Source organism: Streptomyces sp. 840.1, assembly GCF_003751445.1.
Lineage (GTDB): Bacteria > Actinomycetota > Actinomycetes > Streptomycetales > Streptomycetaceae > Streptomyces.
The window spans coordinates 1,019,543-1,043,330 of the sequence record NZ_RJUU01000002.1 but is presented as its reverse complement, the minus strand read 5'-3'; the positions used below and the strand labels follow the sequence as shown (position 1 = coordinate 1,043,330).

Annotated in this window: 4 protein-coding genes; all 4 read right to left on the bottom strand. The window is 72.9% G+C overall.

From position 1 onward, the window contains the following. Nucleotides 1-11 precede the first annotated feature (11 nt). From EDD93_RS30700 to EDD93_RS30685, 4 genes are read right to left on the bottom strand one after another with little or no spacing between them, the layout of a single operon-like run. Nucleotides 12-1,010 (bottom strand): LysR family transcriptional regulator, encoded by a 999-nt coding sequence (locus EDD93_RS30700; protein WP_260256006.1) that lies wholly within the window; start codon nt 1,008-1,010, stop codon nt 12-14. Next, nucleotides 968-21,502 (bottom strand): SDR family NAD(P)-dependent oxidoreductase, encoded by a 20,535-nt coding sequence (locus EDD93_RS30695; protein WP_123528739.1) that lies wholly within the window; start codon nt 21,500-21,502, stop codon nt 968-970. The genes EDD93_RS30700 and EDD93_RS30695 overlap by 43 nt, the downstream gene beginning before the upstream one ends. Then, nucleotides 21,499-23,535: an asparagine synthase (glutamine-hydrolyzing) gene (gene asnB / locus EDD93_RS30690; protein ID WP_123528738.1), complete on the bottom strand. Its 2,037-nt coding sequence runs from the start codon at nt 23,533-23,535 to the stop codon at nt 21,499-21,501. The genes EDD93_RS30695 and asnB overlap by 4 nt, the downstream gene beginning before the upstream one ends. A 16-nt stretch (nt 23,536-23,551) precedes the next feature. Beyond that, nucleotides 23,552-23,782: a phosphopantetheine-binding protein gene (locus EDD93_RS30685; RefSeq protein WP_260256005.1), complete on the bottom strand. Its 231-nt coding sequence runs from the start codon at nt 23,780-23,782 to the stop codon at nt 23,552-23,554. Nucleotides 23,783-23,788 lie beyond the last annotated feature (6 nt).

The window sequence follows — 23,788 nt, the reverse complement described above, 5'->3', positions numbered from 1 at the left end:
CTCCCCGGCCGTCACGGGCGCACTCGGTCCGAGGCCGGGTGCGCCGGTTCGGCAGGTCCGCTCCGGGACCCCGTCACCATCGAGCCGAGCACGTCCAGAAAGGCCATGCCGCGGCCGCTCATCGCCAGGCCGGGCATCATGGCCACCCCGAGGGCCGCGGGAGGCAGGACTCCGGCGATCTCCACCGTACGGACCGTCCCCCCGCCGAGGGTCGTCGTCGCCTCGGTGCGCTGGTACATCAGGGCGAATCCGGAGCCGGCCGCCACCAGACCTCGCATCGTCTCGACACTCGCCACCTCGATCACGCGTGGCAGCCGAACACCCGCGTTGGCGAACATCTTCTCGCCGTGCCGGATGAAGTCGGGTGCGTTGAGGGTCACCAGCGGGCGGGCGGCCAGCTCGGCCAGTTCCACCGGTCCGTCCCTGCCCAGGGGATCGCCGCCGGCGAGCACGGCGTGGACGGGCAGTTGGGCCAGCGCGTGGAACCGGGCGTCCCCAGCCAGGAAGTCGTAGGTGACCGCCAGTTCGCACCGCCCTTCCCGCAGCAGTACCGCCAGCCGGTCGGCCGGCTCCTCGTGCACGGCCAGCCGCAGCTCCGCGTAACGCTGCTGGGTGAGCCGGTGGACACCGGGCAGCAGGAACGGGGCGAGTGACGAGAGGAAGCCGACGTCGAGCCGGCCGGCCGCGTCCTCCGCCAGGGCGTCGCCCCGTGCCTTGAGGCTCCTGGCCCGCCCCAGCAGGTCTTGGGCTTCCAGCAGCAGATGGCGGCCGCTCGGAGTGAGGGAGACCCCCCGGGCGTGATGCCGCAGGAGGAGCTGCACGCCGAGTTGCCGTTCCAGCCTCATCACGGCCGACGAGACCGTTGACTGCGAGGCGCACAGCTGCTCCGCCGCCTCCGATATGTTGCCCACTTCGGCGGAGACGACGAAGTACCGCAGTTGCGCGAGGCTGAAGCCCAGGCCGTCGCTCATCGCGCGCCCCCGGCCCGGTCCCGCAGGGTGTCCAGCCATCGGTCGACCGTGAACGCGGTCGCCCCCGCGTGCTCCTCCAGCAGGGAGAAGTGGTCCCCCGCCACCTCGGTCCGCAGATGTTCCAGCGGCCAGCCGGACCGCGCGTCCCCCCCGAGCAGTTCCAGCAGGGGCCCTTCCTGCGCGGCCCCCGCCAGCAGGGTCGGGGCGGCCACCGGCAGCGGGCGCCAGCCGTCGAGCAGTTGCGCGTACCAGGCCATCGCCGTCACCTGTTCGTCGTCGAGGGGCAGGCGCGGGAACCGGTCGAGCAACCGCCGGGTGATCACGGTCATGCCCCGGACCATCGCCGCTCCGGTCGTACGCGGGGTGTCGAGCAGCACCAGCCCGGCGGGTGGTGCGCCCACCGCCTCCAGCCTGCGCACCACCTCGTGCGCCAGCCAGCCGCCGGAGGAGTAGCCGGCGAGCGCGAACTCACCACCGCCGAAGCGTCGGAGCAGGGTTGCGGCCAGCCGCTCCGCCGCCGCTCCCAGGTCAACGGGCAGCGGCTCCCCAGGGCGGTAGCCGGGTACGGAGACCGCCCAGACCCTGCGGCGGTCCCGGAGCGCGCCGGCGAAGTTCACGTACTGGTGGGCCCCGGTGGGGGCGATAAGGGACGGCAGGCAGACCAGGTCGGGTTCTCCCGGGCCGTCCGACAGCCTCAGCAGCTCCGGTTCGTCGCCCGCTCCGGCCGCGAAGACCGGCCGGAGCCGGGCGGCCATCGACAGCAGATCGCCGGCCTGCTGCGGGGAACCCGTTTCCACCACCGTACGGAACAGGGCGGCGACGGAGCGGGAGGAGTCCGCGGACGGCAGCGGGCCGGGCCCGGGGACCGGCCCGTCCCCCGCAACCTGGTCCAGGCGCGCCACGAGGGCGTCCACGTGCGGTCCGCCGCTCGTGAGGAAGTGATCGGCGAGCTCCTCGACGGACTCGGCGTCGAAGAGCAGGGTGGACGAGACCTCTCCGAGGTCCTCCCGCAGGGCGTTCGTCAGCTGGAGCACGAGGATGGAGTCCATGCCGTAGTCGCTGAGCGGCGTGGCGGGCGCGATCCGGTCGGCCTCGATGCCGAGGGTCTCCGCGGCCCGGTCGCGGAGGTATCCGGTCAGGGCCTCGGCCCGGCTCCCCCGTCCGGCAGCGGGCGGGGCGAGCGCTCCCGCGGCGTCCGGGAGTTGTGCGGGGACCTGGACGAAGGCAGGGGCGGGGCTCCGCGGGACTGCGACCGCGTCGAGCAGGGGTGGCACGTCCACCGGCACCGGGGCAGCCGGTGCCCGCTGTCCGGGCTTCCGTGCTTCGGGCTCGGAGTCGGTCCGCCGGGCCACCGACTGCCGGGCGATCCCGTCGCTCTCGGCGGCGATGATCTGCTGCCCGAGCTCCCGGGCCTCCGGCAGTACGGGAACGACCGCCGCGAACCCTTCGCTCTCCAGCACCTTCCGCCAATTCTCGGGCGACAGTGCCGGCGAACCCGGTACGCGCAGCGCGTGGTCCTCGAAGAGCCACCAGCCCTCCAGCAGGCCGAACGTGAGGTGGCTGGAGACGTCGAACGCCGCGAGCTCGTTGAGCAGGAGCCACCCTCCGTCGCGCAGGGCCGCCTTCGCGTTGCGGATCGTGTTCCGGGTGTCGCGCGTCGCGTGCAGCACGTTGGCGGCGACAACCAGGTCGTAGCTCCCGCGCTCCACCCCCTGCTGCCCCGCCAGCGGCTGCTCGGCGTCGAAGCGGGCGTAGGCGAGGTACGGCACGTCCGGTCCGTACGCGGTACGGGCGTGGTTCAGGAACGCCTTCGACAGATCGGTGTACGTGTAGGTCTCGATGTGTTCCTGGAAGGGGCGCAACGCGGCGAACATGCCGACGCTCGTTCCGCCCGTGCCGGCGCCGATCTCCAGAATGCGGATGCGTGCCGAGGGGTCCAGACGCAGCCGTTCCGCGACGACGGAGACCGCTGCGTCGGCCATGGCGCGGTTGTACAGGTCGGCAACCCGGTTGTCGCGGTAGGTGCCTTCGACGAGCTCGACGGAGCCGCGCGGGAACAGGATGTCGGTCGGTCTGGTCGCGCCGGTCAGGATGCCGGGCAGCGCCCGGAGCGTGGCGTCGAGGAGGGCGAGTTCGGCCGCCTTGTCGGGGTCGGTGGACCACCGGGCGCGGCGCTCGTCCCACTCGCGGACGAGGGCGTCCAGCGAGGGGGCCGTATCCGGCACGACGCGCAGCGCGTGGTCGAGCCAGTTCGTGTACCTGTCCAGGATCCCGGCGCGGCGGCGGAGCCGGTCGATGCCGTCGGGGGACGTGGGGGCGCCGGGGCCGCGCAGCCCGCCGAGCGCTTCCAGGTGGCCTCGGACCAACCTCGCCAGAAGCGGATCCCGTTCGTCCGCGCGCCACGCGGCGATCGCGCGCATCGCCTCCCAGCCGGCGGGCAGGGTCGCGGCCGACGAGACGAGGGCGGGCGCGACGCGGGTCCGTGCTCTGGGGTGGACGGTGAGCCGCGTCGTCGGGTCGAGCGCCTCGATGGCGTCGAGGTCCTTCACCTTGATGAAGCTCAACTGGCGCTGGGGGCCGCCGAGCAGCGTGTCGAGCGCGTCCATCGCCTCCGGCGCCTCGATCGAGAGGAGGCCCCAGCGTGCCATGTGCTCCTGGTGCCGCTCGGTCGAGGCGCTGCCGACGCTCCCCCACCACCCCCAGTTCATCACCTTGACCGGGCACGTCCAGTGCCGGTCGAGGAAGTGGGCGTAGGCGTCGCCGAAGGTGCAGCCCGCCGCGTAGTTGCTCTGGCCCGCCGCCGTCGTGAACGACTGGACGGAGGAGAAGAACAGGGCGAAGTCCAGCGCCTCGTCCGCGAAGACCTCGGCCGTGGCCACCCCGGCGTCGACCTTCGCGGCGAGGCTCGCCCGCAGGGTCGCCTCGTCCATCCGCGCCAGGCTCTGGTCCCGCAGGTCGAGCGCAGCGTGGACGACGCCGTGGATGCGCGGATGACGGCGCTTGATCTCCTTGTGGGCGAGGCGCAGTGCCGCGGGGTCGGCGGCGTCGGCCGACAGGTAGCTCACCCGGCCGCCGGCCTCGGCCAGCCGCGCGTCGATCGACGCGTCCCGCGGTCGCCGTCCGATCCAGACCACGTGGGCGTCGTGGTTCCGTACGACATGCCGGGTCCACTGGGTGCCGAGTCCGCCCGCGCCGCCGATCACGACGTAGACGCCGCCCCGCCGGTACGGGGCGGGCTGTGCGTCGCAGGGCTCGTTCGGCGCCCAGCGGCGCGCCAGCCACTGGCCCGCGCGGTGTGCCAAGGGGTCGTCGGCCGTACGGCCGGGGGGCGTCAGGAGGTCGTCGGGCAGCTCAGCGGTGTCGAGGTCGACCCGGCGGACGGACCAGTTCGCGTACTCCTGTGCGAGCGACCCGAAGAAGCCGTGCAGTCCGCTGTGGGCGGGTGCGGTCGGCTCGTCTTCGTGCGTGGCGAGAGCGCGTCGCGTGACGACGGTGATGCGGAGCGGGCGCGCGTCGTGTCCGGTGCGGACGAGGGCCTTGGCCGTACGGAAGGCCGCGACGACACCGTCTTCCTGGGCCGCGGTGAAGCCGGCCGTGTCGGTCGGCAGCAGCGCCGCCCCGTCATCCGGCCCGGGACCGGGCGCGATCCAGACGAGATGGCCGACCGGCGCCGCGGACCGGAGCCGGTCGGCGATCTCGTCGATGGACGCGCCCGGCGCGGGGGTCCACGGCGTGGCGCCCGGGTGCCGGTGGGCCAGGGCGGCCCGCTGTCCGGCCGTGCCTCCCACCACGAGCACCTGGTCCGTGGGGTCCGGGGCGTGTTCGCCCGGGGTGTACGTGGCCACGGGTTCCCAGACGGGTGCGAACAGGGAGGGGACCGGCTCCTTGAGCCGGCGGGAGGTGTAGCCGGTCATCCGCACGCAGACCCGGCCGTGGACGTCGGTGACGTCCACGTCGAGCCGGCTCAGCGCGGTCGCGGGCCCGCCCCCGTCCGCGAGGCGGACGACGGCCCACGCCGAGGCCGGGCACGGGGCGAGGAGTTCGAACCGGTCGAGCGCGAACGGCACCGCGGTCTCCGGGCCGGCCGGTCCGGGTGCGCCGGTGAGGCGCAGCGCGATGGACGCCTGGATGGCGGAGTCCAGCAGCGCCGGGGGAAGAACGAGCCCGCCGCCGGCGGGGTCCGCCCCGGCCGGGAGTACCAGCTCGGCGAGGACGGTCCCGGCACCGGTGTCGACGTGCGCCTCGCGGATGGCCCGGAGCGACGGCCCGTGGACGATGCCCATGGACGCGAGCGCCTCGCGGACGCGTTCGGCGGACACGGTCGTCGTGCAGGCCGCGCGAAGCGAGGTGAGGTCGACGCGATCGGGACGGGACGTGCCGGTGCGGGACACCCGGCCCGTGGAGAGGACGGCGGCGCCCCCGCCCCGGTCCGCCCGCGTGGTGATCTCGAAGGTGAGCCGGTCGTCGTCGCCGGGCTTCACCAGGACGTCGATGTCCAGGGGCTCTGCGCCGTCGGCAGTGGCCGGCCGTACCCAGGTGATGTCGCGCATCAGCAGGGGGGCCGACGCGTCCGCGCCCCAGAGCCGGACGGCGGCCTCCCGTGCCAGTTCGAGGTGGACGACGCCGGGGAGGACGTGCTGTCCGCGCACCGTGTGGTCGCGCAGGACCGGTTCGGCGCCCGTGAGCACCGTCGAGACGCGCAGTGCGCCGGGAGACTCCGCTACCCGCGACGTCCGGTGGATCAGCGGATGGCCGGCGGCCGTTCGTTCCCCGGGGGCGGCGGGGACGGGCCTGGGCGCGGCGGGCGGCGGACCGGCCCAGTGGCTCTCCCGGGCGAACGGGTAGGTGGGCAGGGGGATGCGCCGGTGGGCTCCGGCCGGGAACAGCGCGCCGTAGTCGAGTGCGGCGCCCTGGACGAAGCACGCGGCGAGGGCGGTGAGGTCGGCACGGTGCGCCTCGGCCTCCGCACGGTGTTTCGCCACGTCGGCGTGGTACGGGTCCGGGCCTGCCCCGGTGTCCCCGGCCTCCGCGCCGTCCTGCTCCGCCCCGGCGGCGGTGAACTGCGCACAGCGCTCCAGGCAGGCCTCGCCCCGGCTCGTGTCCGCGCCCTGCCGGCCGTTGCCGACGGGCTCCGCCCGGCCGGTGAACGCCTCCGTTCCGTCGAGCCCTTCGTCGAGTATCCGCAGGAGCGCGGCGGGATCCTCCGCCACGCAGGCGAACCGGTGGGGGAACCGGTCCCTTCCGACTGTGAGCGTGTACGCGAGGTCGCCGAGGTCGAGGGCGTCCTCGTGGCGGACGTGTCCGGCCAGCCTGGCCGCCTGCTGAGCCAGTTGTTCCCGCGAATGCGCCGAGAGGACGATCAGCCGCATGGCCCCGGGTGTACGGGCGCGGGCCCGCGATGGGGCGGGCGCCTCCTCGATGACCAGGTGGGCGTTGGTGCCGCTCGCGCCGAAGGCGCTGACAGCGCCCCGGCGTGGCCCGCCACCGGACGGGGGCTCCCATCCGTGGCCGCGCGTGCTCAGGTAGAAGGGGCTGGTGTCGAGGTCGATGGCGCTGTTGGGCTTCTCGAAGTGCGGTGAGGCCGGGATCCGCTGATGCCTCATCGCGAGGAGGATCTTGAACACCCCCGCGACGCCGGCGGCGAACTGGGTGTGCCCGAGATCCGACTTGATGGAGCCCAGCGCGCAGAAGCCGGTCCTCTCCGTGCCGGTCCGGAACACGCGGCTGAGCGCCGAGAACTCGATGGGGTCACCGAGCGGGGTGCCGGTTCCGTGCGCCTCCAGGAGCTGGATCGACCCGGCGTCGATGCCGCAGGACGCGTGGACCTCCCGGAGCAGGGCCTCCTGCGACGCGGAGCTGGGCGCGGTGATGCCGTTGGTCGCCCCGTCGTGGTTGCTGCCCGTGGCGCGGATGACGCCGTGGACGTGGTCCCCGTCGGCGATCGCGTCGGACAGCCGCTTGAGTACGAGGACGCCGGCGCCCTCACCGGGGACGAAGCCGTCGGCGCGGTGGTCGAAGGTGTGGCAGCGGCCCGTGGGCGAGAGCATTCCGGCCCGCCCCGCCAGCTCGTAGAGGCGGGGGGTGGTCTGGACGAAGACGCCGCCCGCCAGGGCCATGTCCGTCTCGCCCGACCGGAGGCCCCGGCAGGCCAGATCGATCGCGATGAGCGAGCTGGAGCACGCCGTGTCGACCGCCAGCGCGGGGCCCTTCAGGTTGAGGACGTAGGAGACCCGGGCCGGAATCAGGGACGCCATGTTCCCCCAGAAGGCCTGGGGCGGACCGTTCTCCCCGACCTGCTCGTGATAATCACCGTTCCAGCAGCCCACGTACACACCGCAGCGGGTCTCGCTCAGCTGCCGTCCGGCGTGGCCCGCGTCCTCCAGGGCCTTCCACGCCTCTTCCAGGAGCAGTCGTTGCTGGGGGTCCATGACGGCGGCCTCGACGCCCGAGATACCGAAGAAGAGCGGGTCGAACAGGTCGATGCCGTCGAGGAATCCTCCCTGTGTGCAGCGTGCCGCTCCGTCTGGCCCGGTGGCCGGAAGGTCCCAGCGGGTCGCCTCGGTGATGAGGTCGTCGCCGTTCGCCAGATGGGTCCAGAGTTCGTCGAGGGTGTCGGAACCGGCGAACCGCCCGCTCATCCCGACCACGGCGATCGGCTCGGGGCCGGTAGGCGGCCCGGAGGGAATGGAGCCGCCACCGGTAGCCGGCAAGGCGGATGCTGCGCCGTACCGCGGCCGGGCCGCGACGGGGGGCGAGGCCGGGACGGAGGCCGAGGCCGCGGGCGCCGGGGAGGCGGGCGCCGGGGAGGCGGGCGCCGGGGAGGCGGGCGCCGGGGGGACTGGGCTGAGAGTCGCGACGGACCCGTACTCAGCGAGCAGATGCGCGGTGAGCCGGTCGGCGGAGCTGTGATCGAAGACGACACCGGTCGAAAGGTCGACTCCCAGCTCCTCGTTGAGCACATGGACGAGGCGGACGGCGAGGATGGAGTCGAGTCCGTAGTCGGCGAACGCGAGCCCGCCCTCGATCTCGTCCGGCGACATGACCAGGACGTCCGCGATCTTCGCGCGCACCAGCCGCGCGACCCGTTCGCCGGGCGCGGCGGCCGGGCCCTCGGGCGCCGCCCCGGGGGCGGTGCGGGGCGCGACGGCGGCCGGGTCCTCGGACGCGACGCGCGGCGCGGCGGCGGCCTCGGTGGGAGCGCCGACGGACGCACCCGCGCGGACGCCGATGTGGGGGGTCTTCCCCGTCGGCTCCAGGTCCCCGATCCAGAACCGGTCCCTCGCGAACGGATACGTCGGCAGGGAGATCCGGCGGGGCGGCCGAGTGGCTCCGGGGAGCGCCCGCCAGTCCAGGTCCATCCCGCCGGCCCAGAGCGCGGCCAGCTTGTCGTGCTTGCCCTCGCGGCCCCACCGTTCGGCCAGGAGTTCCCGGAGGTCGTCGTCGGCCCAGATCCCGGCGGCCGCGCCCCGGTCCTGCGCGGCGCTGCCCCGGTGCAGACCCGGAACCGCCGTCCCGTCGCTCGTCTCCGCGAACGCGCCCAGCGCCCCCCGGAGTTCGGACATCGAGCGCACCGTCACCGCCAGGCGCTCCCTCATCGCCTCGCGTCCGGTCCGCAGGGTGAACGCGAGGTCGGCCAGGCGGACCGCCCGCCCGAGCGCCTCCTCCTGTTCGAGGAACGCCACCAGGCGCGAGGCGGAGTGCCTCAGCTGCTCCGAGGTCCGTGCCGACAGGACGACGAGCTGCTCGTCCTCGTCGGCGGCGCGCTCGGTGGTGACGGTGTCCTCCACGTACTCCTCGATGATCACGTGCGCGTTCGAGCCGCCGGCCCCGAAGGACGAGACCGCCGCGACGCGCGGCCCTGCGGACTCCCAGGGCGTGAGGGTCCGCTGAAGACGGAACGGGGTGTCCTCGAACCTGATGCCGGGGTTCGGTTCCTCGGCGTGCAGGCTCGGGACCAGGGTGCGGTGCCGGAGCTGGAGGACCGCCTTGGTGAGACCGGCGATGCCCGCGGCGGCCTCCAGGTGCCCGATCACCGACTTCACCGAGCCGATCGCGCAGAACTGCCGGTCCCCGGTGAACTGCTCGAAGGCGAGCGAGAGCCCCTTCACCTCGATCGGATCTCCGAGTTCCGTACCGGTGCCGTGCGCCTCGACATAGCCGACCTCGCGCGCCGACAGCCCGGCCCGGGTCAGCGCGTCCTGGATCAGTTCCGCCTGGGCGGCCGGGCTGGGCACCGTGTAGCCGTTGGACCGGCCACCGTGGTTGACGCTCGTCCCCCGGACCACGGCCAGCACCCGGTCGCCGTCCGCGAGAGCGCGCGCCAGCGGTTTCAGCAGCACCGCGCCGACGCCCTCGCCGGGGACGAAGCCGTCGGCGCCGCTGCCGAAGCTCCGCACCCGGGACTGCGAGGACAGCATGGCGGAACGGCAGAGTTCGACGTAGTCGGACGGATGCAGATACAGGTTCACGCCGCCGGCGATGGCCAGCTCGCAGGCGCCCCGGCGCAGATGCTCGCAGGCTTCGTGGATCGCCGTGAGCGAGGACGAGCACATGGTGTCGATCGTCAGGCTGGGGCCCCGGAGGTCGAGGACGTAGGAGGTGCGGGCGCTGAGCGAGGCGAACGAGAGCGCGGGCGCGATGCGCTCGCCGGACGGCAGCATGGCTTCGCTGTGCCGTGCGTGTCCGGACTTGGTCACTCCGGCGAAGACGCCGACGCGCCGCTGGTGGCGGCGGGCCAGCTCCTCCCGGGTGTAGCCCGCGTCCTCGACCACTTCCCAGGCGGCCTGGAGGAAGAGGCGCTCCTGCGGGTCCATGGCGTACGCGTCCCGCGGCGCGATCCGGAAGAAGTGCGGGTCGAACGCGTCGAAGTCCTCCAGGAATCCGCCCCACTTGCTGTAGCTGAGTCCGGCGGCGACGGCGGTGGCGCGGTCCGGTTCGTAGAAGCCGTCCAGCGGCCACCGGTCCAGCGGGATCTCGGTGATACGGTCCTGTCCGGCCGTGAGGTTCTGCCAGAACTCGTCGGTGTTCCGCGCACCCGGATAACGTCCGCTCATCCCGATGATCGCGATGGCGTCGTCCCGGTCGGGCGCGCCGGACGGTCCGCCGGCGGCCCGAGGAGCCTCGGAGGCCCCGGGGACCGCGGAGGTCTCCTGACCGGCCCCGGTCCGCGGGCCCGTGAGGCGCTCGGCGATGCCGCGCAGGGTGGGGGCTTCGTAGAAGAGCGTCGTCGAGGTCTCCCCGAACACGGAGTGCAGCTCCCTGTTGAGCTGGACGACCATGATCGAGTCGAGGGCCAACTCGTCGAGCGGCCGGTCGGGGTCGATGGCATGCGGGGGAAGCTTCGTGACCCGGGCGAAGAGCCCGAGGAGGGACCGGAGCGTCTCCCGGTCCGGGGCCGCACCCTCGCCCGGGTCCGTTCCGGGCGCCGTTGCGGGCACGGCCCCGGAGGTGGGAACCGATGCGGGTGCGGAGGTGGACGCGGGGGGCGACGCCGATGCGGGCCCGGCCTTCTGTATCTCGCCGTGGTGCACCCATACCTCGTCCTCGTCGGCCTCGCCGAGGCGCCAGGCGTTCAGGAGAGCGTCGAGCCCCGCATCCGACTCCATGGGGACGAGGCCGCGGTGACGCCGGAGGTACGCCCGGCTCGCGTCGTCGACCGTCATCCCGCCGTCCTTCCAGAGGGGCCACGCGATCGCGACCGTGCGGCCCGATCGTCCGCCCGCCGCGACGCGTGCGTTGCGGCGGGCGGCGAACGCGCCGAGGTAGGCGTTGGCCGTGGCGTAGTCGCACTGGCCGGGGTTGCCCGTGACGGCCGCGCCGGACGAGAAGAGGAGGAAGGATTCGAGCGGCAGGTCAGCCGTGGCCCGGTCCAGATGGACCGCGCCGTCGACCTTCGGGGCGAGGACCAGATCCCATTCCTCCGGGGTCTTGTCCTTGACGTACGCGTCGTGGATCACGCCCGCGGCGTGGATGACTCCGTGGATCGCGCCGCTCCGCTCCCGCACCTCCGCGACGAGGTGGCGCACCTCCTCCCAGCGAGAGACATCCGCGACGGCGTACCGGGCCTCCGCTCCCGCCTCCCGCAGTTCGGCGAGGAGTCGGCCGGTCCGGGGGCCGGGTGCGGACCGGCCGACGAGGACGAGCCCCGGGCGGTCGGTGTCCCGTGCGATCCGACGGGCGACGACGGCCCCGATGCCACCGGCGCCGCCGGTGATCAGGTACGTGCCTCCCGAACGCCACGGGGTGCGCGCGCTTTCGGCCATGCGGGGCGCCCAGGTCCGGACGTGGCGTTCGGCGTCCCGGTGGAGAACGAGTGCGTCGTGGGCGTTCCGTGCGTTCTCCAGGACCGCGCCCGCGATCCGGTCCCGGTCGCTCGCGCCGTCGAGGACGAGCACCTGCCCGGTGACGCGCGGGTTCTCCAGCGCCGTCGTGCGCAGGAGCGCGGAGAGGGCGGGACCGGTTTCCTCGTCCTCGGCGGCCGATGTCACCACCTGCACCAGCGTGGTCCCGTCGTGCGCCTCCCCTGCGAGCGTCCGGACGAGCTCGAAGACCTGTCGCGACAGGTCGGTGAAGCGGTTCTCCGGGCGCTGTTTGGCCGTCGTGACGGCGTGGCAGCGCACGCCCGGCAACAGCCGCTCGACGCCGTCCCGCAGGGCTGCGGGTGTTCCGCACAGGATGACCGAGTGACGCCGGTACGGGAACCCGGCGGCGGGGCCCGGGGCGCCGGTGGCGGGCTTCGGCGTCCACCGGGGCACGAACAGCGCCGTCCCGAGGACGGGAGCGAGGGCGGGCTCCCGGACAGGCGCGGTGACGGCGGGCCCCTCCCGATCGGGGGTCCGGGCGGACGCGGACTCCTGCGCGCTCCGGGGAATCCAGTACCGGTCGCGTGCGAACGGATAGGCCGGGAGGTGCGCACGCCTCGGCGGTTCGGCGCCGTCCGGCGCGTACAGCCCGCGCCACTCGACCTCGCCGCCGCCGCACCAGCGGGCGATCGCTTCGGTGAGGCCGTCCGGGTCCTGGCCGGGGACCGGAGCCGTCCCCTCCCCCGGTTCGGCGATGAACTCCCTGAGCCGGGAGATGAGTTCGCCGCGGGAGGCGACGACCCAGCCGACGCGTTCGGCCATGGCCTCCCGTCCGGTCTGGAGCGTCCACGCGATCGAAGAGAGTGAATCGGTGTGCCGGGGGTCCTCCAGATGTGCGAGCAGACCGCGCGCCCGCTCGCGCAGCTCCCGCTCGGTGCGCGCCGAAAGGGGGACGGCGGCCCGGCGGCCCCCGGGGGCGTCCAGGTCCGGTGCCGAGGCCGCCTCCTGGCCCTTGCCCGGATACTCCTCCATGACGACGTGGCAGTTCGCACCGCCGAAGCCGAAGCTGCTGACCCCCGCCCGGCGGGGAACGGGCACACCGTGCCGGTCGCTTACGCGCTCCCAGGGTTCGCTCGCGCGCACGATGCGGAACGGGCTGCCTTCGAGCTGTATGTACGGGTTGATCTCGTCGCAGTTCCGGGAGGGCGGCAGGGTTCCGTGTTCCATCGCGAGGACCGTCTTGAGCAGCCCCGCGATACCGGCGGCGGCTTCCAGGTGGCCGATGTTGGCTTTCACGGAGCCGAGCGCGCAGGCTTCTCCGCCGTCGCTGCCCAGCCGCCGGAAGGCGCTGCTGAGCGCCTGCACCTCGACGGGGTCGCCCAGGGCCGTTCCGGTGCCGTGGGCCTCCACGTATCCGATGGTGCGGGGGTCGATGCCGTCCATCGCCCGCACCACGAGGTCCGCCTGTGCGGCCCCGTTCGGCGCGGTGAGGGAGTTCGCGCGCCCGCCGTGGTTCTCGGCGCTCCCCACGACGACGGCGAGGATCGCGTCTCCGTCGCGCTCGGCGTCGGCCAGCGGCTTCAGCACGACGGCGCCGACGCCCTCGCCCCGTACGTAGCCGTTCGCGTCGCTCGCGAAGGTCTTGCACCGTCCGTCCGGGCTCAGCATGCCGGCCCGTACGGCGCTGACGAACGTGTCGACGCTGAGGAGCAGGTTCACCCCGCCCGCGATCGCGGTGTCGCACGCCCCCGACCGGAGGGCTTCGACGGCCCGGTGGACGGCGACGAGCGAGCTGGAGCAGGCCGTGTCGACCGGCTCGCTCGGACCGTGGATGTCGAGGATGTACGAGATGCGGTTGGCGAGCATGGAGTGGGCGTTGCCGGTAGAGGTGAAGGCGTCCGGCGAGGTGCCGTGGGCGGCGAGCAGCGTGGCGTAGTCGGTGCCCGAGACGCCGAAGAACAGCCCGGTGCTCGCCGGCAGGCCGGAGGGGGCGTACCCGCTGTTCTCCACCGCGTTCCAGACGGTCTGGAGCGCCAGCCGGTGCTGCGGGTCCATCAGTTCGGCCTCGCGCGGCAGGATGCGGAAGAAGGCGGCGTCGAAGGCATCCACCCCGTCGAGGACGCCCGCGTGGCGCGGGAAGTCGGACGCCTCCACGATCCGTGCGTACTCCGCGTCGTACCGGTCGACGGGGAAGGCCGTCACGTGGTCGGTCCCGGCGGCCAGATTGGTCCAGTACGCGTCCAGGTCGGGGGCGCCGGGGAAGCGGCCCGCGGCTCCGATGACGGCGATCGGAGCGGCGGGGCCGGTGGCCGCGGGGCGTGGGGTGGCGGGCCGTCGCACGGTGTCGGGGGCCCCGGCCTTCTCGCGGTCCCCGGCGTCCGGGGCGGGTCGCGGTGCGGCCTCCGGGGCCTCGGCGGGGGTGTCGGCACGGGCCTCGGCGGGGGTGTCGGCACGGGTCTCGGCGCGGGCCGGAGTCCCGGTGGACCGCTCGTACGCCGTGCGCAGGGCGGCCGGGTGCTCGGCCACGAGGTGTTCCCCCAGCGACGCGAAGGTGTTGCGGTCGAAGAAGACCGCCGGAGTCAGCTCGATTCCGAGCCGCTCGCTCGCCCGCTGTGCCAGGGCGATGAGCGAGATCGAGTCGAAGCCGAAGGCGTCGAAGCCGGTACGGGCGTCGAGTTCGTCGGGGTCGAACTTGAGGATGCCGGCTGCCAGGCCTCGCAGTTCATCGACCGCGAAGTCCAGAACTCCCTCGGTCTCCACGGGCTCCCCCAGTGTTACGTCGCCCGTCCCCGCGCTCCCGCCGCCGGCGCCTGTTCCGGTCGCGCCCCGGGTGCGCGCGTTCCCCTCCGGGTCCTCCCTCGGTCCTTCCTCGTCGCCGCACCACAGGCCGGCGAGCACGCCGACCACTTCGCCGTCCCGGTCCAGCAGTCCGACCGAGCCCCCGAGCCCCTCTCCGTACGCGGTCACGTCGAAGACGACGTACGCCACGGAGGCCTGGCCGTCCGCGCCGTCCGTGAAGAGCCGGATCTCGTCGATCCGGTGCGGTGCGCTCCGCGCCCACCGGGGGTCACCCGTCCTCTTCGCCTCGAACCGCAGGCCCTGCGCGACGGCGGCGAGCACCTGCGGGGCCAGCGTGACGTGGGGCTTCACATGGTCGTGCTGGAGTCCCGGCGCGCCGAGCCGCAGCGCGAGGCGTCCGTCCCGCAAGCGGAACACGCCCTCGACACCCGCGAGTTCGGGCGCGTATCCGACTCCCCCCTCATCCAGTTCCGCGAGGAAACCGGCAGGCGAGAGCAGTTCGGCCCGGTCCGGTGCGAGCGCGCCGGGAAGCAGGCCCACGAACGGTGTGGCGTGGGGGTGTCCGGACGGCCGCGTCCCGTCGACCTCGTCCGCCCGCAGGTCGAACGAAGCCACGGCGGTCCGCCGCCCCGACGCGTCCTCCGCGTGCACGGCTCCCGCCGCAGTGCTCCCCCCGGATGCGTCCAGGACCGTCACCAGGCGCGCCGCGCCCGGCCAGTCGACCGGGCCGAGGAGGCGGAGACCACGCACGACCGAGCCGTCGGAGAAGCCGGAGACCTTCGCGGCCGCGATCGCCAGGTCGACGGCGAAGGTGGTGACGATGCCGCGAGTCCTGTCCTGCCGCTCGCCCACAGCGCAGCCGTAGTCCAGGAGATCGTCCAGGCGCACGTCGAGGACGTACCGCAGTCCGGTGACGTCGGACGCGTTCCGGCCGAGGAGCGGGTGGAGCTTCTCACGCAGGGCGAGCGGCGCGGTCACGGACGGCGCGCCCTCCTCCCGGGCGACCCAGCAGCGTACGCGCTCGAAGGGGTACGCGGGGAGGGAGACGCGGCGGGGCGGGGGCGCGTCCGGTTCGTCCGCCTGCTGCCAGTCGACGCCCTTCCCGCCCACCCAGGCTGTCGCGAGGTCGCGCAGGTCCACGGCGCGGGTGCCGCCGCCCGCGAGCGCGGCGCCGAGATCCAGGTCGCCCGCCAGCCGACGGTCGACGGCGGCCAGCACCTCGTCGCCGGTCCGCGCGAGGAAGGCCCATCGGTGCGGCAGTTCGTTCTTGCCGACGCGGAGGGTGTGCGCGACCGAGGCGAGGTCCGGCGCCGCCGCACCGGTGAGGAAGGCGCGGAACCGGGCGAGGCAGGCCAGCAGCACGGCGTCGTTCATCGCGGAGAAGACGAAGAGTTCCTCGCGCCCGCCGGGGGCGCCGCCGCGCCCGCCGTCCTCCTGCGGGTGCTCCTCCAGGATCATGTGGGAGTTCATTCCGCCCGCGCCGATCGAGGTGATCCCGGCCCGGCGCGGATGGGTGACCTCGCGCCCGTCGACGGTGGTCACCGCCGGCTTCCAGGGGGCGAGTTCCTGCTGTACCCGGAAGGGAGTACGGGAGAAGTCGATGTCCGGGTTGATCACCGAGCTGTGCAGCGAGGGGGCCAGCTGCCCCCGCTGGAACTGGAGGATGACCTTGGCGATGCCGGCCATTCCGGCGGCGTGCAGCAGGTGGCCCAGGTTGGACTTCACCGACCCGATCGCGCAGAACCCGGTCTCCCGGGTGTGCTTCTGGTAGGCGGTGGTCAGCGCCTTGACCTCGATCGGGTCGCCCAGGGACGTCCCTGATCCATGGGCCTCCACGTAGCTGATCGTCCGCGGGTCGACCCCCGCGTCGTCGATCGCCTTCTCGATCGCGCGCGCCTGCATCCGGGGGCTGGGGACGGTGAATCCGTTGCGCACCCCGGCGTTGGCGAGAGCCGTCCCCTTGATGACGGCGTACACGTGGTCTCCGTCGCGCTCGGCCTCGACGAGCGGCTTGAGGACCAGGGCGCCGACGCCCTCCCCGAGGATCGTCCCGTCCGCCCCGAGGCCGAAGCTCCGGATCACGTCCGAGGTCGCCGTCGTGAAGTGCTCCTGCGACGAGCTGATGAGGTTGTACGGGTGCAGGAGGAGGTTCACCCCGCCCGCGACCGCCATCGAGCACTCGCGCGCCCGGAGCATCTGCACGGCCTGGTGGACACAGGTGGAGGATCCCGAGCACATGGTGTCCACGAAGAGCGAGGGCCCGGTGAAGCCGTAGAAGTACGACAGCATGTTGGGGAGCGTCCCCGTGTAGCTGCCGCTCGCCGGGGATCCTCGCGTGAGGCCGTTCTCGAAGCCGTAGAGGCCGTAGTGGTTGCTCATGGAACCGGCGAGCACGCCGACGTCCCCGTCGTACTTCCGGCGGATCGTCTCGCGCGAGTAGCCCGCGTCTTCCAGCGCCTCGACTCCCGCCCGCAGGAACAGCCGGACCTCGGGCGACATGTTCTCGGCGTCGCGCTTGGAGATGCGGAAGTAGCGGGGGTCGAACGTGTCGATGTCCTCGAGGAACGTTCCTGTACGGATGGAACTCTTGCCGAGAACGCTGCGGTCAGGGCTGTAGATCGCGTCGTGGTCCCAGCGTTCGCGCGGCACCTCGCGGAACTCGTGGCGGCCCTCTTCGAGCAGCGACCAGAGCTCGTCCAGGGTGTCCGCACCGGGGTAGCTGCCGGAGACGCCGATGATCGCGATGTCGTGGTAGTCGTCGCGGGCACCCGGGGCCCGCTGCGGGCCCCGGGCGGACACGGGAGCGGACACGGGGGCGGACACGGACGCGGATACGGAGGCGGATACGGAGGCGGATACGGAGGCGGTCTCCGCGGTGGGAAGGGCGGCCGGGGCCGGGGCGGCGGCCGGTATTTCGGCGGCGCCGGGGGGCGGGCCTTCGGCGGCGGCGACGGCCCGCAGGGTTCGGGCGTGCTCCGCGACGAGGTATCCGGCGACGCCGGCGATGTCGGTGTATTCGAAGAAGATCGTCTTGGGGAGCGGGCCGAAGACTTCTTCGAGCGTCACGATCGTGTCGAGGATGGCGAGCGAGTCGATGCCGTACTCGATGAGATCGACCGTCTCTTCCAGAGTCCCGGGGTCGCGGTGCAGCGCCTCGCCCACGGCCCGGCGCAGCAACGCCGTCGCGTGTGCCGTCAGCTCTTCTTCGGTGACGGCGGGCGCTGCGTCGACGGGCACGGGGGCGGCGTCGGCGGGGGCGGTGGCCGGCGTCCCCGGGGGATTCGGAGCGGCCGTCAGCGTCGCGGCGGCACCGTGCGCCACCACGACGTGCGAAGGGGCGTCGCCCAGGACGCGGCCCAGGAGCCTCAGTCCGTCCTCGGTGGGGAGGGGCTCCCAGCCCCGGTCCCGTCGCATCGTCCTCAGCGTGACGTCGTCCACGGACATCCCGCCGTCGGCCCACAGCGGCCAGCTCACGGCGCGGGTCCTGCCGGTCCGTTCGCCGCAGTCGACGAGGGCCTGGCGGTGGTGGGCGAAGGCGTCCAGGAAGGCGTTGGCGGCCGCGTAGTCCGACTGGCCCGCGTTGCCGAACACCCCCGCCACCGAGGAGAAGGCGACGAAGAAGTCGAGGGTGAGGCCGCGTGTGGCGGCGTCGAGGTGGAGGACTCCGTCGGCCTTCGGCGCCAGCACCGTCCGCAGGTCGGAGGCTTCCTTGGTGTAGAGGTACGCGTCGCGGAGGACGCCCGCCGCGTGCACGATGCCGTCGATGGTTCCGTGGGCCTCGGTGATGGCGCGGACCGCTCGGTCCACGTCGGTGCGCGACCCCACGTCGACGGGGACGTGGTGGGCGTCGACCCCCGCCTCCCGCAGCTCCCGCAGGGCCCTCTCGCTCCCGGCTCCGTGCTCCGACCGACCGCTCAGGACGACGGTGACCCCGGCGTACCGGCCGAAGTAGCGGGCGACGTGCCGTCCGAGCCCGCCGAGGCCGCCCGTGATCCAGTAGACCCCGCCTTCCTTCAGCGGCGGGATCTCGGCTCCGTCGCCCAGGCGCAGTTCCCCTGGCCGTGCCGCGTGGCGTGTGCCGTCCGCCCCGTGCCGGATGTCGCAGTCGGCCGACCCGTCCGCAGCCTCCGCCCGCAGGATCTCGGCGATCCGTTCCGGTGGCGCGGTGTCGAGGCCCGCGACGCGCACGACCCGGCCCGAGACGCGCGGGTTCTCCAGCACGACGGTCCGGAACAGGCCGGTGAGCGGCGCGTGGTAGTGGCGGGGCCGCCGGTCGTCCACGAGTACGACGAACCGCTGCGGCCCCCCGGGCCTCGACCGCACGACGTCCGTGACGTCCCGGAAGGCCAGTTCCAGCGCGGCCCCGACGCCGTCGGCGACCCGGTCGGGCTCGACGTCGGGGAGCCGGGCCACGCTGAATCCGGTGAGCTCTGCCACGGCGGCGGTGTGCTCGGCGGCACGCCCGCCGAGATACCCCCGTACGACGGGGGCGGGCCCGGTGACGTCCTCCGGTGCGCCGAGGGGGGCCGGCACCCACGAGACGGCGGCGGTCACGGTGTTGCCGCCCGGCTCCGGGCCGGTTCCGGGGGCCTTCCCGGCCGGTTCCGTCCGCTGGACCAGTCCGCGCAGACTGACGCTCATGGTGCCCTTCCCGTCACAGAGGTCGATGTCGAACATGTCGAGCGCGCCGCGGCCCTCCCGCCGTCGCACCCACGCCCAGGTCTCGGGCGTACAGGGGCCGTGCACCGTGAGTTCCTCGAACGCGAACGGCAGCACCGGGGCGGACCGTCCGCCGCCTGTCGCCGGTGAGGTATCCGCCAGGAGGACGACGGAGGCCTGGAAGGCGGCGTCCAGCACACTCGGCGGCAGTACGTATCCGGTGTCCCCGGCCCCGCCCGCACCGGGTTCGACGATGCGCGCGACCAGTTCCCTTTCCCCCAGCCGCAGTTCCCTCAGCCCGCGCATGGCCGGCCCGTACTCCAGCCCCCGGTCGCGGAACTCCGCGTACACCTGCGCGTGCCCACGCTCGCGGGGGCACGCCGCCAGCAGTGCGGGGAGGTCGAGCCGGCCCGGCTCCTGTGCCCCGACGGTCTCGGCCAGCCCCGAGCTGTGCACGGTGCCGGGGGCCGTTCCGGTGGAGATCTCGAAGGCGAGCGCGCCGCTGTCCCGCGGGGTGAGCCCCACCCGGACCTCGGCAGGTCCGTCCCGCACGACGAGCGGGCGCGACCACCCCATGGTGCGGAGCCGGACGGCCGGTGACGCCCCGGCGTCCCGCCCCGCCGCGCGGGCCACCGCCGCACGGACCATCTCCACCTGCGCCGCCGCCGGCAGCACCGGCGTGCCGCGCACCAGGTGCGCGGCGAGGAACGGCTCCTCCCCGGTAAAGGTCGCGGTGAAGCGCTGTCCGTCGGAGCCGGGGAGCGCGGCGTGGAGGAGGGGGTGCGGCGGTGCGGGACGGGACACGGCCCCTGGACGCGCCTGCGCCCTCGCCCTCTCCGCGCGCTTCGCGCTCGTCGGCGCCGGCTCCTCGGGCACCGCCCCTGTCCGCCCCGGCTGCGTCTTCGTACGCGCGGTCTTCGACGGCGTCCCGTCCGCAGCCGCTCTCTCCGTCTCGTCGCCCTTCGGCGGCGTCCTGAACCAGTGGCGCTCGCGGGCGAACGGATACCCGGGGAGACGTACGCGGCGCGCCCGTGCCGTGGGGCCGCCGTCCCCGAGCCGCTCCGCCCAGTCCACCGTCCCGCCGCCCGCCCAGAGCGTCCCGGTCGTCCTCAGGCCTGCGGCGTCCGCGTCGTCGGCACGCACCGTCGCACCCAGGTGGACTTCGCCCGCGGACCGCTCGCCGTCCGCGAACCGGGCCAGCAGGCCGACGAGTTCGGCACGGCCCGCGACGATGAACGCGACTCGCGCCCGCATCGGGTCGCGGCCGATCCGGAGGGTGTGCGCGATGTCGGCGAGCGCCTGTGCGGGCTGCTCGCGCAGATGGGTGAGCAGCGTGCGCGCGACCTCGCGCAGCCGTTCCGGTGTCTTCGCCGAGAGGGGCACGAGATACGGGCCCGGAGGGTCCGTCCGGCGCGTCTCGTCGGTGAGGTGTTCCTCCAGCACGACGTGTGCGTTCGTGCCGCCGAAGCCGAAGGAGCTCACCCCGGCCCGGCGTGGCGGGACACTGCCGTCCGGCCCTGCGGGCGGCGCCTCCCAGGGCCGGGTCTCGCGGACGACGTGGAAGGGACTGTCGTCGAAGCTGATGAGCCGGTTCTGCTTGCGGAAGTTGACGGTGGCGGGCAGCGACCGGTGTGCCAGGGAGGCGATCACCTTGGCGATCCCCGCGACCCCGGCGGCCCCTTCCAGATGCCCGATGTTGGTCTTGACCGACCCGATCCCGCAGCTGGCCGGCCGGGCGACGGTGCCCTGCGCGGCGTGCAGGTTCCGGAAGGCGTTCTTGAGGGCCATGATCTCGATCGGGTCGCCGACGGGCGTCCCGGGACCGTGCGCCTCTATGTAGCTCACGGTCTCCGGGCGGATTCCGGCGCGGGTGTAGAGCCCTTCGATCAGGTTCGCCTGCGCGGTCGGACTGGTGACGGTCAGGGAGGTGGTCCGGCCGCCGTGGTTCGTGGCGACCCCCTTGATGACCGCGTGGACGGGGTCGCCGTCCGCGACGGCGCGTGCGAGGGGTTTCAGCAGGAGTACCGCTCCGCCCTCGCCGCGTACGTAGCCGTCGGCGCTCTCGTCGAAGGCGCTCGCACGGCCGGTCCGCGAGAGCATGCTCGCCTGGCTGAAAGCGACGAAGTGCTTCGGCGACCAGATCAGGTTGACCCCGCCGGCCAGCGCCAGGCCGCACTCGCCGTGGCCCAGCGCGCGGACCGCTTCGTACACCGCCACCAGCGAACTCGAACACGCGGTGTCGTTGGTGATGCTCGGGCCCTGGAAGTCGAATTGGTACGAGACGCGGTTCGCGATGATCGAGTAGGCGGTGCCGGTGGGGAAATAGGCGTCCGTGCGCACCCCTTCGCGTTCCATCATCTCCGCGTAGTCCGCGTGGCAGACGCCCATGAAGACGCCTGTCGCCGTACCGGCCAGGTCGCTCGGCGCGTATCCCGCGTTCTCCACGGCCCGCCAGGCGAGTTCGAGCGCCATCCGCTGCTGCGGGTCCATGTTCTCGGCCTCGCGCGGCGAGATGGCGAAGAAATCGGCGTCGAAGCGGTCCGCGTGCTCGATGAAGCCGCCCCAGACGCTGTTGGTCTTCTGCGCCCCGCGCCGGGGATCTCCGAAGTACCTCTCCTTGGACCAGCGTTCGGGCGGCACCTCCGAGATGAGCGAGCGGCCCGCCAGGAGGTGTTCGCCGAGTTCCTCCAGCGTCTCGGCGCCGGGGAAGCGCAGAGCGATGCCGATGATCGCGACGTCGTCCGCCGCGGGCGCCGGGACGACCGCGCTCATCGGGCGCCTCCCGCCGCGGGGAGGGCCTGCCCGGCCGGCCTCGGCCCGCTGGAGTTGCGGAGATCGACGATCGTGTCCACCTTCAGCTCCGCTTCCGGGCGGCCTTCCTTGCCCAGGCTCCGGGTGTCCACGAACTGCTGGTGGAGGACGGCGGTCGACAGCAGGTAGACGAAGGCCTGGTCCTCCTTGGTGCTGATCCCCTCGCTGGGTGTGGCCATGATCTTCGCCACGAGCTTCTTCGCGAACGCGTGATCGATTCCGTCGATCCTGCTCAGCTCCGTGTCCGAGAGCAGCAGGTCCAGGTAGTCGGGCCGCTGGTCCTTGAAGACGGCCGCCCCCGGGGCGCGGTACGGCTGCTTGCGCCGGGCGAGGCTCGACTCCGGCAGCTCGCCCCGGAAGGCCTCCTTGAGGAGGAACTTCTCCTCGGAGCCGTCGTCAAACCGCAGATTGACCGAGGCCGCCGCGCGAACCACCGCGGGGTCGAGGAAGGGGCAGCGGTTCTCAACGCCGTGGGCGAGACTCATGCGCTCTCCCTGGGTGGAGAGGAGGTAGCCGGGCAGGAGGGTCTTGAATTCGAGCCACTGGGCCTTCTGCACGGGACTCAGTGCGGCGTACCCGGGTGTCGACGCTGTCAGGGCCAGGAGGTGCGCGAACGGATCGCTCCGTTCCTTCAGCAGTCGCGCGGCGAATCGGCCGTTCTGGTAGCGGAGTTCGTGCGAGAAGAGACCGGGCAGCCGTTCGACCGCGAACTGCTCGAACAGGCTTTTCAGCCGTGCCCGGTTCGCGGGGCCGAAGTGGCTCAGTTCCGGGTGGAGGACGCCGATCCGAGCCGTCCGTTCGTCTTCGGAGAGGTCGTGCCACGCGGCGCGCAGCAAGGTCTCGCGGAAGAGCGAGTAGCCGAGGAACGCCTCGTCGGCGCCCTCGCCGCTGAGGATCACCTTGATACCGGCGTCGCGCACATGCCGGGAGAGCATGTACATGGGCACGAACGCGGTGCGGAACGCGGGGACTTCGGCGTGGTACACGGCGGACGGAAAGTTCGCGGCGATGTCCGCGCCGCCCACGGCGATGGACGAGTGGAGCGTCCCGAGGTGCGAGGCGACGACGTGCTGGCTGCCCGATTCGTCGAAGGCCGCCTCATCGAACTCCACCGAGAAGGTGCGGACCTCGTGCGAGGAGAGATCGGTCGCCAGCGCGGTGACGATGGACGAGTCCAGACCGCCGCTCAGGTAGACGCCGACCTCGACGTCGCTCCGCAGCCGCATCTCGACGCTTTCACGGAGGCTGTCGCGGACTAATGTGATCGCTTCCCGGGCGGAACCGGTGAACGGTTCGACGTCGAGTTCGAGTTCGGCGTAGGTGGTCAGATCCGTGCGTCCGCCGCGTACGGTCAGGAAGCTTCCCATGGGCAGTTGGCGGATGTGCCGGAAGGGGGTCCGGTCGGGCAGCGGGGTCCACACCGCGAAAGCGGAGGCGAGTTCAGTGGGGTCCAGCTCGAAGCGGAATCCCGGGAATGCCTGGAATGCCTTCATCTCCGAGGCGAAGAGGAAGTCCCCGCTCCGGCCCGTGCCGCTCCCGTGGCCGCTGTAGAAGAGCGGGCGCTTGCCGTATCTGTCCCTGGCCAGGAAGAGGTCCCCGGACACCGCGTCCCGGATGGCGAACGCGAAGGCGCCGTTAAAACGGGGCAGGCATGCGGTTCCCCATTGGGCCCATGCCTGCAGGACGACTTCGGTGTCCGAGCGGGTGCGGAAACGCCGGCCCAGTGATCGCAGTTCCTGGCGGAGTTCGATGTGGTTGTACAACTCGCCGTTGAAGCAGATCCAGTAGCGGTCCGACGGGTCCGCCATGGGCTGGGCTCCCGAGGAGAGGTCGATGACCGACAGCCTGACCGTGCCCATGGCCACGCCGTCGTCCAGGTAGTAGCCCGCCTCGTCCGGACCGCGGTGACGGATGAGCGACAGCATCGAGGCCATGACCTCGGGCGTGGCCCCGGCTTCGAGCGAGGGCGAGACGAAGCCTGCGATTCCGCACATGCGGGGTCTCCTTGCTTCAGCGGTCGTCGCGCTCGGCGATCTTCTTCGCCACGAAGGCGTCGATGGATTCCAGCGAGGTGAGAATGTTTTTGAGGAAGTCCTCGTCCTTCAGCTGGATCGAGAATTCTTCCTCGATGGAGCCGAGAAGCTGAACGTATCCGAAAGAGTCGATCACTCCGGCCTTGAAGAGGTCGCTCTGGTCGGTCAGTTCGTCATCGAATTCAACGAGAAACTGTTCCTCGATCATGTTCCT

Excerpts from the sequence above, each read along its gene's own strand:
- asnB (WP_123528738.1), bottom strand. The coding sequence starts at position 23,535 with ATGTGCGGAATCGCAGGCTTCGTCTCGCCCTCGCTCGAAGCCGGGGCC.
- EDD93_RS30700 (WP_260256006.1), bottom strand. The coding sequence starts at position 1,010 with ATGGCTGGACACCCTGCGGGACCGGGCCGGGGGCGCGCGATGAGCGAC.
- EDD93_RS30695 (WP_123528739.1), bottom strand. The coding sequence starts at position 21,502 with ATGAGCGCGGTCGTCCCGGCGCCCGCGGCGGACGACGTCGCGATCATC.
- EDD93_RS30685 (WP_260256005.1), bottom strand. The coding sequence starts at position 23,782 with ATGATCGAGGAACAGTTTCTCGTTGAATTCGATGACGAACTGACCGAC.